Genomic DNA, 12,968 nt, shown 5'->3' on the forward strand with positions numbered 1-12,968 from the left:
GATTCATGCGAACCCGAACCCTTGGAACCGGCGGCTTACGAGTCGCCCCTCTCGCGTTGGGCTGCGCCGGTATGTCCGACCACACCGCACCCGCTGACGAGGCCGATGCCGTCGCCACGATCCACGCGGCCCTCGCGGCCGGCGTCACCCTCCTCGACACCGCCGACTTCTACGGCATGGGACACAACGAGGACCTCATCCGCCGCGCCCTCCGCGACAGCGATCGCGAAAAGGCGCTCCTGAGCGTCAAGTTCGGCGGCCTGCGCGGCCCCGACGGAGACTTCGTCGGCATCGAGGGCCGTCCCGCCCACGTGAAGAACGCGCTCGCCTACTCGCTGCGCCGCCTCGACACCGACCACATCGACATCTACCGCCCCTCCCGGCTCGCCCCCGACACCCCGATCGAGGACACGATCGGCGCGATCTCCGAACTGGTCCAGGCCGGATACGTACGCCACATCGGACTCTCCGAGGTGGGGCCGGAGACCATCCGCCGTGCCCACGCCGTGCACCCGATCTGCGACGTACAGATCGAATACTCCCTGTTCAGCCGTGACCCCGAGACCAACGGCATCCTGGACACCTGCCGCGAGCTGGGGATCGGCGTCACCGCTTACGGGGTCCTCGCACACGGTCTGCTCACCGGCACCTACCGACAACCCGCCGGAGGCGACCCACGCACCCACTGGCTGCCCCGCTTCCACCCCGACAACCTCGCCACGAACCTCACCCTGGTCGACCGGCTGCGACCGCTCGCCGACGCGCACGGCATCAGCGTCGCGCAGCTCGCCACCGCCTGGGTCATCGCACGGGGCCGTGAGCGCGGCACCGTCGTGGCCGTCCTGGGCGCCCGCCGACCGCACCGTGTCGAGGAGGCCCTGGCGGCGGCCGAGGTCACCCTGACCGAGGCCGACCTCGGCGGGATGGACGAGGCCGTCCCGGCCGGCGCGGTGGCCGGAACCCGTTACGCCGCAACCCTCATGGCTCTGCTGGACAGCGAGCGCGGCCCGAAGCCGAACCGGAAGTTCCACGACACCCGCGACAGCACCGTGTCCTGCACGTCCGTCCACGGCATCACCCGCTGACCCCCGCACCCACCGGGTGCGGATCTCCCGCGCGGGCGCCTGCTCGACACGCGACCCCGCCTCTCATGAACCGGGCACGTGGAGGGGCACTTCCGTATCCGCTCCATGGCCACCGCGAGTGACGTCCGTGCCCTTCACGCGAAGAAACAGGTGACGAACCATGAACACGTCCGAGTCACTGCTTGCCGAGTCGGCCCGGTCCGGGAAGCCGATCGGAGTGGGGATCATAGGGCTCGGGGCGCACGGCGGCTGGGCGGAGCGCTCCCACCTGCCCGCCCTGCGCGCCGTCCCGGGTTATGAGCTGAGGGCCCTGAGCGCGAGTTCGAAGCAATCGGCGGAGCGCTCCGGACAGAAACACGGTGTGCCCAGTGCCTTCGGGACGGCTGCCGAACTGGTGGCCTGCGACGAGGTGGACCTGGTGGTCGTGGCGGTGAAGGTGCCGCACCACCGGGAACTGGTGCGGACGGCGCTGAGCGCCGGCAAGAGCGTGCTGTGCGAGTGGCCGCTGGGCAACGGGCTCGCGGAGGCCGAGGAGATGGCGCGGTTGGCGCGTGGTCGCGCCGTGCCGACCGTCGTCGGACTCCAGGCACGGTCGCACCCGGCGCTCGCCCACGCACGGCATCTCGTGGCCGACGGCTATGTGGGGGAGGTGCTGTCCACGACGGTGGTCGGCTCCGGCGGCGCTTGGGGCGCCACGGTCGGCCCCGGCGACCACTACGTGCTCGACGCCGCGAACGGCGCGACTCTGCTGACGATTCCCTTCAGCCACGCTCTCGACGGACTCGCGTCGGTCCTGGGCGAGCCCGAGGAACTGCGGATCCAACTGGTGTCGAGGCGTACGTCGGCCGTGGACACCGAGAGCGGACGGCCCGTGCCGATGACCGCCGCGGACCAGGTGGTGGCCTCGGGACGGCTGCCGGGCGGAGCGGTGGCCACCTTCCACTACCGCGGAGGCGTGTCCCGAGGGACCAACTTCCGCTGGGAGATCAACGGCACCGAGGGCGACCTCGTCCTCACCGCCCCGATCGGCCACCCACAGCTCAGCCCGCTCACCCTGGAGGGCGGCCGCGGAACGTCCACCGCACTCACTCCCATGACGGTGCCGGAATCGTATGTCCGCGTCCCGCGGCTGGAGCCCCGAGCCGACGCGTCGGCCTACGCGGTCGCCCACGCCTACCGGCAGTTCCTGGAGGACCTGCGGGAGGGCACGTCACGCGTACCCGATTTCGCGCACGGCGTCGCCCGGCACCGCAGCATCGCATCCGCCATCGCGGCAGCGTGACCGGACGTGTGGGCCTCGGGCGCCGGTGGTCCCGTGTGCGCCGGAGCGGCTCCGGTCCGTTTCGAGGGCCGGAGCCGCCCCTGCCGTCACGGGCGGGTCAGTTGGCGTCCACCAGGTGGTGCGGGGGGACCGTCACCGTACGGGCGCCCTTCTCGCCTCCCAGGACGACTTCCCGCAGCGCGCTGTTGTTGCTGTGGTCGGTCTCCTTGAGCCGGTTCTCCGGGTTGGCGAGGACCTGGATGTAGTACGTGCCGTTCGGCAGGTCCGTGATGTCGAAGGACTGGCCGGGCAGGTCCTGGGTGTAGGTGTCGCCGGAGCCGACGTCGAGCACCTCACGGACGGAGATGGAGTTCTCGTAGCCGCACGCGGTGGACAGGTCCGTGTTTCCCGGGTGCCAGTCGGCGTTCTTCACGGTGTAGTCGACGGCGTCGGTGTTGGCCAGGCAGAACGCCTCCTTGCCGCTGCGCACCGTCTCCTTCCGGTCGGCCGTCAGCAGCCGGTAACTGGCGAAGTCCAGGAAGTGCCAGTGCTCGTGGCCGGGACGCGGATCCCACTCCATGCCGCCGGTCGGGGTGTACCCGACCTGCTTGCCGTCGGCGTCGTAGAAGTACTGGTAGGCGTCCATCACCTCCTTGCCCGGGGAACGGAAGCCGTCCACCACCAGCTTGGCCGGGCCCGCGTTCCACACGTTGGCGCTGAAGGCGAGGTAGTCCTTGCCGGGCACCTCCTCGTAGCCGTCGCTGACGGTGATGCCGAACGCGGGCAGCGAGCGCAGGTCGGGCTTCGGGACGTCGGGCACGGACGCCTTGCCGGCGGGCCGCTCCGCGGCGGGCCGGGCGCCCGGCGCCTGCCGCGAACCGTCGGTCTGCCCGGAACCGTCACCGGTCTCGGCGGCCGCGACGGCCTGCTTCCCCAGGGACTTCCGCTTCAGTGCCCACGGCAGGGCGGGCGGAGCCGACGGGTAGGGGCCGTGGCCGGCGTTGTACGAGGGGCCGGCGCCGCTCGTCGCGGCGCCGGGGGCCGGGGTGTCCGCGCCGGCCCCGTGCCCCGCGTGCGTGCTGTGCCCCGCGTGGGCCCCGTGCTGCGCGTGCGCACCGTGCCCGGAGGCGGTGGTCTTCGCCGAGCCGCCGGAGGCGGAGCCCGCGGACTCCTCCCAGCTGCGTTCGCGTACGACCACCTTGACGGTCTGCGGCTCGTCGGCGATGCCGAAGAGGTCGCGGTACTTCTCGGTCACGTTGATCTCGGCGGTGTAGGTGCCGGGCTTCAGCTGGACCGGCGCGGTGTAGTACGCGGAGTAGGTGTTGGACGCCCAGCCGTTCTCGACACCCCACACCGAACCGAGGGTGAAGGGGTTCGTCGGGCAGCTCTCCGGATACTTCGAGTTGGCGGGGGCGTCCGGCCGGATCCGCCCGGAGGCGTTGTTGGGGCAGAACGTCTCGGTCCTCTCCAGCACCGTCGAGCCGGCCGCGTCGGTGAGGGTGATCCGGGTGAAGTCCGGCAGCCCGGCGAAGTCGTTCACGAGTCCGGCGGGGAGTGCCTTGGTCCGGGTCTTCTTCCCGTTCCGGAGGACCTGCTGGGCGACGACCGGGTCCTTGTACGACTTGCGGGTCACCTTGAGTTCGAAGGCGCCGTTCTCGGAGGTGAGGTACGTCCCGAGGTCGAGGTAGACCCCCGGGTCCTCCGTCCACGAGTCGAGTGTGACCGAGGTGGATGCGGCGATCAGGCTGAGTTTCGGCGTCGGCTCCGCGGTCTTCGCGTCGGGCGCGGCGGCGACGACGCCCGCGGTCACGGCGATGGCCGCGGCGACGGCGAAGGAGGGGCGGGTCAGGCGGCTGGTGCGGCCCTGCGGGAGTCTGGTCATCGGTCCTCGTGCTTCCGGCTGTGGAGTGCGTCATGGGATCTGGATGAACACTGCGACCCCAACTGACTTACGGGGCCGCTGTGTTCGGACCATGAGAGGGAGCCGGACACCCTCCGGGTTGGCTCCGCTCACCCTGCCGCTCCCAGTTGTCCGAAAAGCGTCCACCAGGAGCCGTACTTGTCTCACGTCCGTAGGGGATCCGCCGGACACCGGCGAGGCTCCGGCGCTGACGGAGGCCGGTGCACCGGGCGGGCGCTCGCACCCGTGCCGCGCCGGCGGCGTGACCGGCCGCGAGGGCCGCCGCCATCACGGCGGCGACCCTCGCGGGCATCGGCGATCCCTGCTTGGCAGGCCTTGTCAGGCGCGGGTCCAGCGCTGGTTGCTGCCGTTCGAGCAGGAGTAGAGCTGGATCAGGGTGCCGTTGGCGGTGCCGGCCCCGACGGCGTCGAGGCAGAGGCCGGACTGGACGCCGACGATGGATCCGTCGGAGTTCAGGCGCCACTTCTGGTTGTCGCCGCCCCAGCAGCTGTAGATCTGGACCTTGGCGCCGTTGCCGGTGCCGGCGGCGTCCAGGCACTTGTCGCCGTAGACCCGGAGCTCACCGGCGTCGGTGTACGTCCACTGCTGGTTGCTGTTGCCGTGGCAGTCCCACAGCTGGACCTGGGTGCCGTCGCTCGTGCCGGCGTTGGGCACGTCCAGACAGCGGCCCGAGCCGACGCCCTTGATCGTGTTGCCGTCCGTGGGGGGCTCCGAGGTGTCGCCGCCGTTGAGCGCGTTGAGGACGGCGGTGTACGCGGGCTTCTTGCTGCCGTCGTTGTTGAACAGCAGCGGCGTGTCCCCCGATCGCCAGGAGTCCATGTCGCGCACACCCCAGACGGTGACGCCGAGGCAGCGGGAGACGGCCAGGCAGTCGTTGACCACGTTGGCGTAGGTCGTGGGCGAGGCGCCCTGGATGTCGAGTTCGGTGACGGCCACGTCGACGCCGAGGGCGGCAAAGTTCTGCAGGGTGGTGCGGAAGTTGCTGTTGTAGGGGCTGCCGCTGTTGAAGTGCGACTGGAAGCCGACGCAGTCGATCGGCACACCGCGCTGCTTGAAGTCCCGCACCATGTTGTACATGGCCTGGGTCTTGGCCCAGGTCCAGTTCTCGACGTTGTAGTCGTTGTAGCAGAGCTTGGCGGACGGGTCGGCGGCGCGCGCGGTGCGGAAGGCGACCTCGATCCAGTCGTTGCCGGTGCGCTGCAGGTTGGAGTCCCGCCGGGCTCCCGAACTGCCGTCGGCGAAGGCCTCGTTCACGACGTCCCACTGCGCGATCTTGCCCTTGTAGTGGGCCATCACGCCGTTGATGTGGTCGATCATCGCCTGGCGCAGCTGGCTGCCGCTGAGGCTCTGCATCCAGCCGGGCTGCTGGGAGTGCCAGGCCAGGGTGTGACCGCGCACCTCCTTGCCGTTCTGCACCGCCCAGTTGTAGACGCGGTCGGCGGCGCTGAAGTTGAACTGGCCCCGCTGCGGTTCGGTGGCGTCGATCTTCATCTCGTTCTCGGCCGTCACCGAGTTGAACTCGCGGTTCGCGATCGACGTGTAGGCCGAGTCGCCCAGTCTGCCCGAGGCGATGGCGACACCGAAGTAGCGGCCGCTCTGCGCCGCCGCCGCGCCGAGCGTGCTCTCGGCGGCGTGTGCGGCCGGCGGCGCGACCAGTGCGGTGGCCGCGCCGAGGACGCCGACGACCAGCGCCAGCAGCAGGCCGCGGATCTTCCGGCGGGCAACGGATCTGGGAAGGGCGTAGGAGCCCATGACTGTGCCTCCAAGGTAGACATCATGGAAGGACCGAAGCGCAGGGGATTGCGTCGTCCGCTCCCCTTCGGCGGACGGACGGGGCGGGCCGGAGCCCGCGCAGCACGGATGGTCCGAGGCCGGGACTGTTCGACATATCGAGCTGTAGCCGGTTTCTCAGACAGGAATGATTGAGGTGTTGACGATGCATCGTCAATGCTTCCGCAGGAAAAGTTTCTGTTGATCATTCGAAACTTTCGGAATTCCGGTGGGGGCGGACGGCGAGCCTTCGCGCCCTGGCCCCGAAGGGTGATGGATCCCGCCAACCCTGTGCGGCGCGGCCGGCGGGTCGACGGGTCGCGTGGCGGACGTCGATCGGCGGCTCGGTCGTTTGTCGGCGTGACGTGCGATGTCCCGGGTCCGGATTCCCATGAACGTTTCGGCGCCGATGGCGATACATGCGAGAGCTATTGACGCCACTCACCGGCTCTCTATCATTCAGGTTGCTCGATCCTTCGACCTGTGTTCGATATCACGAACGCATCGAATCGCTTCATCGCACGGCAGGCCGACTCCCCGTCGCGCCGCCCGAGCGCGGACCGCAAGGGGCCGTGACGCATATATGTGTCATGACCCCGCCAATCATGTGTCGTCGCCCTCCGCGGCCGGCACCGCTCCACACCGACAGTCCGGACACCCTCTGACGAGGCCGGCCGGAACCGCCTACTCAAGGTTGAGGAAGTCCCCATGCACAGAGGAAGTTTGAGCCGCAGGCATCCGTCCGCGGCGCTCGCCGCCGTGGTCGCGGCCCTGGCCGCGTTGGCGGCGCTGCTCGTCGCCACCACCCCGGCTCAGGCGGCCACCAGTGGCGCCTTGCGCGGTGTCGCTTCGAACCGGTGTCTCGATGTGCTGGGCGCCGACCAGACCGACGGCACCTACCTGCAGATCTACGACTGCTGGGGCGGGACCAACCAGCAGTGGACGCTGACGGACGCCAACCAGTTGACCGTGTACGGCGACAAGTGCCTGGACGTTCCGGGCCACGCCACCACGGCCGGCACCCGGGTGCAGATCTGGAGCTGCAGCGGCGGTGCGAACCAGCAGTGGCGGGTCAACTCCGACGGCACAATCGTCGGCGTGGAGTCCGGGCTGTGCCTCGACGTGAAGGACAACGGCACGGCCAACGGCACGGCGGTACAGCTGTGGACGTGCAACGGCGGCGGCAACCAGAAGTGGACCGGCCTGTCCGGGACGACGCCGCCCGACGACACGTGCGCCCTTCCGTCGACGTACCGCTGGTCGTCCACGGGTGTCCTGGCGCAGCCGGCGAACGGGTGGGCCGCGGTGAAGGACTTCACCACCGTGACGCACAACGGCAAGCACCTGGTCTACGCATCCAACTTCTCGGGATCGTCGTACGGCTCGATGATGTTCAGCCCCTTCACGAACTGGTCGGACATGGCGTCGGCCGGCCAGACCGGGATGAACCAGGCCGCGGTGGCGCCCACGCTGTTCTACTTCGCGCCCAAGAACATCTGGGTGCTGGCGTACCAGTGGGGTTCGTGGCCCTTCATCTACCGCACGTCGAGCGACCCCACCAACCCCAACGGCTGGTCCTCCCCGCAGCCGCTGTTCACCGGCAGCATCTCCGGCTCCGACACCGGCCCGATCGACCAGACCCTGATCGCCGACGGCCAGAACATGTACCTGTTCTTCGCCGGTGACAACGGCAAGATCTACCGGGCGAGCATGCCGATCGGGAACTTCCCGGGCAACTTCGGCTCGTCGTACACGACGATCATGAGCGACACGAAGGCCAACCTCTTCGAGGGCGTACAGGTCTACAAGGTCAAGGGCCAGAACCAGTACCTCATGATCGTCGAGGCGATGGGCGCGAACGGACGCTACTTCCGCTCCTTCACGGCCTCCAGCCTGAACGGCTCGTGGACCCCGCAGGCCGCCACCGAGAGCAACCCCTTCGCGGGCAAGGCCAACAGCGGCGCCACCTGGACCAACGACATCAGCCACGGTGACCTGGTCCGCAACAACCCCGACCAGACCATGACCATCGACCCCTGCAACCTGCAGTTCCTCTACCAGGGCAAGGACCCGAACGCGGGCGGCGAGTACAACCGGCTGCCGTGGCGGCCGGGCGTCCTCACCCTGCGGCGCTGACCTTCCCGGTTCACGGCAGGGGCGTGGAGCCCGGGTTCGAGCTCCGCTGACCACGGCCGACCCGGCGGCGGCCCGCGGAGTGCGCCACCAGAAGAAGACGCTTGACGTGGACCGCCGTCAGCGCGTCGGCGTCCTCGCCGACGCGCTGGAGGAAACGCTGGACGAGGAGGAGCGGCGCGCTCCGGCGCATGCCCTCGACCTCGTCGAGCGGATCAGCGGCACCGTCCGAGGGCGGCCGTTCCTTCGCCGGCGAGCGCGCGTTCAACACCGGATCACGGTGACGGGGCCCAAGCGGCCTGCGCCCTCAGGTCGCGCCTGGGAGCCGAGCGGGTCGGGCAGCCCCTCCGCCCGGGCCCTGGCCCTTCCCGGCTCCCTGCACGCCGACGACAGGCGGGCCCCGTCCCGTCCCGCCGGGCAGCGAGTCCCGTGGTACGCCCCCGAGCGGGGGAGGTGCCCTGTGCTCGTGGGTGTCCTCGGACCGGATCACCCGCTCGGCGGCCCCGCGGCTCGGGCCGATGCGAAACCGGCTGTCGGCCAGGCCGACAGCCGGCCGGGCGCGTCCTCCTGCGGACGCGTGTTCAAGCCGTCCGGACCTTCTCGGCCTCGGCGCGGGTGAGAGCCGCGGCCGTGTGGTCGCCGGCCAGGGTGTGTGCCTCGGCCAGGGTGTCGAGGCCGGTGGCCAGCCATCTGCTGGAGCCGATCTGCCTCCAGAGCCTGACGGCGGCTTCGGCGCGTCTGCGGGCGGGTGCCGGACGGCCCACCGCGAGCTGGGCCTCGGCGAGCGCGTACAGAGTCGCCGCCTCGCCCCAGAGGTTGCCGAACTCCCTGTAGGTCCACAGGCTCCGGGCCAGCAGGCGGCGCCCTTCCCGATGCGCGCCGTGCCGGACCAGGACGTCCCCGAGCCAGCAGGTGGCGTGTGTGGCGCTGAGGCGGTCGCCGAGCTCCTCACTGATCGTGACGGCCTGCCGGTAGGCGTCGGCGGCGGCCGGGTAGGCGCCGAGCGCGCGGTGGCTCTGGCCCAGACATCGCAAGGCCTGGGCCTCCCCCGGCCGGTAGCCCGCGGCCCGGCTGACCCGCAGGCACTCCGTGAACCGTGTGACGGCGGCCTCGACACGCCCCTGCTCGAGGTCGATGACGCCGAGGCCGTTGGTCGCGTAGACGAGACAGTTGACGTTGCCTGCCGATTCGGCGAGTTCGGCGGCCTCTTCGAAGTGGAGCACGGCGGAGGAGTACTGGCCGAGGAGCCGGTGCACATAGGCCAGTCCGGCCGTGGCACCGGCCCGGTACGCGGGTCCCTGGCCCTCGGAGTGCAGCAGGGCCTGCTCGAAGTGGTCCAGTGCTTCCGGATAGCGGTCGAGGATGGTGGTGAGTTCGCCGAGGCAACGGTGGACCTTCGCGGCGCTGTGCCGGTCGCCGCTGCTCAGGGCCGCCTTGAGCGCCCGGTTCTGGAGCCTCTCCCAGTCGTCGAAGTGGCTGCCGACCTGGAAGAGGGCCGTGAGGGCGGTGGCCAGCCCGGCGGCGGGTGCGACGCCCTCCGCCCCGTCCAGCGCCTGCTCCGCCACGTCGATGAGGAACTGGCGTTCGTCGTTGAACCAGGCCAGCGGATCGGTGAGCAGATGACCGGCCTCGGCCTCGGTCAGCCGCCAGGAGGCCAGGTCCCGCTGGGGGATGCCCTGGAAGTCGACCTTGAGGGTGTCCGCGGCGAGGTCGGCGAGGTGCAGGCTCGCCCCGAGCAACCGGGTGAGCGCGGCCGCGCGCTCCCGTTCCGGGACGTCCCGCTCCGCGCGTTCCCTGGCGAACAGCATCACCAGGTCGTGCAGTTGGTAACGGATTCCGGTGGTGTTCGCCGAACCGACCTGCACCAGGTGTACCTCGACCAGGTCGTCGAGGACCGCCTCCGCCTCGGACAGGTCCGCGTCCAGCAGCGCGGCCAACGCCCAGGCGGCGAAGCCCGTTCCGGGCAGCAGGGCGATCATGCGCAGGGCGTGCCGCGTCGCCGCGGCCATCTGCTGGTAGGTCAGTTCGAGGCTGGCCCGTACGGCGATGTGGCCGACGGCCAGCTCGTCGAGCTTGCGCTGCTCGTCGGTGAGGGCGCGCGCCACCTTGGCCAGGGTCCAGTGCGGCCGGGCGGCCAGCCGCGCGCCGGCGACCCATACCGCCAGGGGAAGGCCGCCGCAGGTTTCCACGATGGAGCGGGCCGATCCGGACTCCGCGTCCGTCCGGTCCCGGCCCAGCATCCCGCGCAGCAGGTCGAGCCCCGTGGCGGGGTCCAGGACGCCCAGGGGGAGCCGGCGGCCGGCCAGTTCCGCCAGGGTGGTCCGGCTGGTGATGACGGTGGCGCAGCGCACGCCGCTGGGCAGGAGGTCACTCACCTGCCGGGCACTGGCGGCGTTGTCCAGGACGACGAGCGTCCGTCGTCCCGCCAGCAGGGTGCGGTAGAGATGGACGCGGCCGGTCAGCTCCGCGGGCACGGTACCGCCGGGGACGCCGAGCGCGCGGAGGAAGGTGCCGAGGACCGTGAAGGGCTCGGCCGGCTCGTCGTCGAAACCCCGTAGGTCCGCATGGAGTTGACCGTCCGGGAAGCGGGAGGCGAGCAGGTGCCCCGTGCGTACGGCCAAGGCGGTCTTGCCCACTCCGGCGGGTCCGGTGATCAGCAGCGTCACCGGACCGGGCCGCTCCTCCCCGAGCAGCCGGCGGGCCTCGTCCACCTCCTCCTCCCGGCCGACGAAGAGCGACTGGTCCGCCGGGAGGAGCCGGGGGACGAGCTGGCGTGCCATCGGCGGGTTCACCGCCGTGCCGCTCTTGTCGGCCGGTGCGGCGGAGCGGGGCGCGACCGGCTCCGCCGCACCGGTGAGGATCCGTTGGTACAGCCGCCGCAACGCCGGGCCGGGGTCGACGCCCAGCTCGTCGGCGAGTCGCCGCCGGGCGCGCTCGTACACCCCCAGCGCCTCGGCCTGCCGTCCGCACCGGTACAGGGCCAGGATCAGTTGCCCGGTCACCCGTTCGTCGAGCGGATGCTCCTCGGCCCGGGCGGCCAGTTCGCCCACCATCCCCTCGTGCTGCGCCAGGCGCAGCCGCACATCGGCCAGTTCCAGCTGGGCGGCCAGCCGCTCGCCGTCGAGGAGGTGGCGCCGCGCGTTGAACCAGGGGGTGTCCACCCCGGCGAACGCGCTGCCCCGCCACAGCGCCAGGGCCTCCCGCCACAGCGCCTCCGCCTGTTCGTCACCGCCCGCCTTCCGGGCCCGTCCCGACAGATCGCGGAAGCGGTGCGCGTCCACCGCCGAGGGCTCGACCGCCAGCCGGTAGCCGCCGCCCCGCTCCCGTGTGAGGGCTGTGCCGTCGGCCGCGAGTGCGTGCCGCAGCCGGGAGATGTACCCGTACAACTTCCGGCGACCGTACGCCGGTTCGGCGTCCCCCCACACCCGGTCCACCAGCGCGTCGGCCGACACCGCCCGGCCCGCGTCGACGAGCAACGCCCCCAGCACGCGCCGCTGCATCCCATGCCCCACATCGACCGCGACCCCGTCCCGCCACACCTCGATGGTCCCCAGGATCCCGAAACACGTGGCCATCACACCCCCTGCGTCCCCCGCCTGTCCCTACGCCCCACTCTGGACGCCACCGACCTGCGGTTCCAGGCGGATTCAAGCTTTTCCGAAGGTTTGCCGACGGCGGCCCCGGCACCGTGAACAGCACGTCCCGGGACAGGGAAGCGGGCCCGTACCGAATGGGAGGCTGAGGAGAGCATGCGTGATCGAGGAGCACCACACCGCTCCAAGGTTCTGGCCGTCGCCGCCGCCGGACTCCTGGCACTGATGAGTTCCGGCACGGCACACGCCGCCGACGGAAAACAACGGGCGACCGACCCCACCGGCCCGAGCGGATCCGTCTCGTGGACCTGCACGTACGGGAGCGCGAACGCCCAGGCGTGCTTCGCTCCGCTGGGCGAGTGGTTCAGGATCAGGGACACCTGGGCCGACGGCCTTCCCGTCGTCGTCCAGTGGGACTTCTACGACGACGCCGTGAGCCTCGCGTACCCCGCGCGCGAGGGGACGATCTGGAACACGTCCGGAGAGGCGGCCGGTTGGCTTCACATGAACAAGTCCTTCCCGGAGGACCAGCCGGGCGTACTGCGGAGGACGCTCCACTTCAGGGCCTGCTCCGGGTCGTACCCGTCCAACGTGATATCCCCGGAGACCTGTTCCGAGTGGACCGTCGTGCGGACTTGACCGGGCGTGGAGGGCGGCGAGGAGAGGACGTCGGGCGCCGTGGGGGAGGGCGCCCGGCACAGCGGTACGACAGCGGAAACCGTTGACCAGAGGGAGAAACCGATGAGGAAACTCGCGATACGCCGGCGGACGAGCGTGGCGGCGTCCGCCGCAGTGCTGATGGCCGGCGCTTCTCTGATGCTGACGGCACCACAGGCCAGCGCCAGGACGATCTGCTACGACGAGGTCGACTACGTGCAGAACTCCTCGGGCGCGAACGGCGCGTCCGGGCGGGCCAGCTTCTGCTACGACGACACCTCCGGCTACTTCGAGACCAACACGGGACAGAACTGGGTCAAGGACCTGGTCAACGGCGACGGCGTGGCCGCCCGGCTGTGGGTGGTCTACCGGTACCAGGATGAGAGCTCTTACCGTCAGAGCCTGCGTGCCACGGACACGGTCAGCACCTCCGGGGCCACCTCGTGGGCGTGGTCCGGCTATGTCGACTAAGCCGGCGCCTATGTGTGCCTGGGCACCACCGCGCCCCTGACCAGCCTGGGCCGCTGCAACCTGTTGTACGACACCAC

Annotated in this window: 9 protein-coding genes; 5 read left to right on the forward strand and 4 right to left on the reverse strand. The window is 70.7% G+C overall.

All coding sequences use genetic code 11. The features are described from left to right. Positions 1 to 5: 5 nt before the first annotated feature. Together ACZ62B_RS18540 and ACZ62B_RS18545 are read left to right on the forward strand one after the other, a co-directional pair. The gene (locus ACZ62B_RS18540; protein ID WP_468721591.1) at positions 6 to 1,085 is read left to right on the forward strand and encodes an aldo/keto reductase; all 1,080 of its coding nucleotides are present in this window, start codon (positions 6 to 8) and stop codon (positions 1,083 to 1,085) included. A gap of 160 nt (positions 1,086 to 1,245) precedes the next feature. After that, positions 1,246 to 2,367, forward strand: coding sequence for a Gfo/Idh/MocA family protein (locus tag ACZ62B_RS18545; protein WP_344569319.1), 1,122 nt, complete (start codon positions 1,246 to 1,248; stop codon positions 2,365 to 2,367). Positions 2,368 to 2,464: 97 nt separating this feature from the next. Here the strand turns inward: ACZ62B_RS18545 and ACZ62B_RS18550 are convergent, their stop codons facing one another. After that, positions 2,465 to 4,228, reverse strand: coding sequence for a lysyl oxidase family protein (locus tag ACZ62B_RS18550; RefSeq protein ID WP_468721588.1), 1,764 nt, complete (start codon positions 4,226 to 4,228; stop codon positions 2,465 to 2,467). A gap of 357 nt (positions 4,229 to 4,585) precedes the next feature. Further along, complete coding sequence (locus ACZ62B_RS18555; RefSeq protein ID WP_469691131.1) at positions 4,586 to 6,019, reverse strand: endo-1,4-beta-xylanase; 1,434 nt, start codon at positions 6,017 to 6,019, stop codon at positions 4,586 to 4,588. Positions 6,020 to 6,745: 726 nt separating this feature from the next. Between ACZ62B_RS18555 and ACZ62B_RS18560 the strand changes: the two genes are divergently transcribed. After that, the gene (locus tag ACZ62B_RS18560) at positions 6,746 to 8,173 is read left to right on the forward strand and encodes a non-reducing end alpha-L-arabinofuranosidase family hydrolase (protein WP_344569325.1); all 1,428 of its coding nucleotides are present in this window, start codon (positions 6,746 to 6,748) and stop codon (positions 8,171 to 8,173) included. A 10-nt stretch (positions 8,174 to 8,183) separates the two neighbouring features. On the opposite strand, the gene ACZ62B_RS18565 is transcribed toward ACZ62B_RS18560, so the two are convergent. Both ACZ62B_RS18565 and ACZ62B_RS18570 read right to left on the reverse strand, forming a co-directional pair. Next, a complete protein-coding gene (locus ACZ62B_RS18565; protein ID WP_468880790.1) occupies positions 8,184 to 8,441 on the reverse strand; it encodes a hypothetical protein in 258 nt (85 codons plus the stop codon). Positions 8,442 to 8,751: 310 nt separating this feature from the next. After that, positions 8,752 to 11,745, reverse strand: a complete 2,994-nt coding sequence (locus ACZ62B_RS18570) for an AfsR/SARP family transcriptional regulator (protein ID WP_344569329.1) — start codon at positions 11,743 to 11,745, stop codon at positions 8,752 to 8,754. Between the two features lie 174 nt (positions 11,746 to 11,919). On the opposite strand from ACZ62B_RS18570, the gene ACZ62B_RS18575 reads away from it, so the two are divergent. Next, positions 11,920 to 12,402, forward strand: coding sequence for a hypothetical protein (locus ACZ62B_RS18575; protein ID WP_344569331.1), 483 nt, complete (start codon positions 11,920 to 11,922; stop codon positions 12,400 to 12,402). 102 nt (positions 12,403 to 12,504) lie between these two features. Beyond that, positions 12,505 to 12,891, forward strand: a complete 387-nt coding sequence (locus ACZ62B_RS18580; RefSeq protein WP_469691134.1) for a hypothetical protein — start codon at positions 12,505 to 12,507, stop codon at positions 12,889 to 12,891. The last annotated feature ends 77 nt before the right edge of the window (positions 12,892 to 12,968 follow it).

It is taken from the genome of Streptomyces sp. NPDC053426 (assembly GCF_055585405.1).

Bases quoted from the DNA above. Each gene is read 5' to 3' on its own strand.
- ACZ62B_RS18540 (WP_468721591.1), top strand. From the start codon at position 6: ATGCGAACCCGAACCCTTGGAACCGGCGGCTTACGAGTCGCCCCTCTC.
- ACZ62B_RS18545 (WP_344569319.1), top strand. From the start codon at position 1,246: ATGAACACGTCCGAGTCACTGCTTGCCGAGTCGGCCCGGTCCGGGAAG.
- ACZ62B_RS18550 (WP_468721588.1), bottom strand. From the start codon at position 4,228: ATGACCAGACTCCCGCAGGGCCGCACCAGCCGCCTGACCCGCCCCTCC.
- ACZ62B_RS18555 (WP_469691131.1), bottom strand. From the start codon at position 6,019: ATGGGCTCCTACGCCCTTCCCAGATCCGTTGCCCGCCGGAAGATCCGC.
- ACZ62B_RS18560 (WP_344569325.1), top strand. From the start codon at position 6,746: ATGCACAGAGGAAGTTTGAGCCGCAGGCATCCGTCCGCGGCGCTCGCC.
- ACZ62B_RS18570 (WP_344569329.1), bottom strand. From the start codon at position 11,745: ATGGCCACGTGTTTCGGGATCCTGGGGACCATCGAGGTGTGGCGGGAC.
- ACZ62B_RS18575 (WP_344569331.1), top strand. From the start codon at position 11,920: ATGCGTGATCGAGGAGCACCACACCGCTCCAAGGTTCTGGCCGTCGCC.
- ACZ62B_RS18580 (WP_469691134.1), top strand. From the start codon at position 12,505: ATGAGGAAACTCGCGATACGCCGGCGGACGAGCGTGGCGGCGTCCGCC.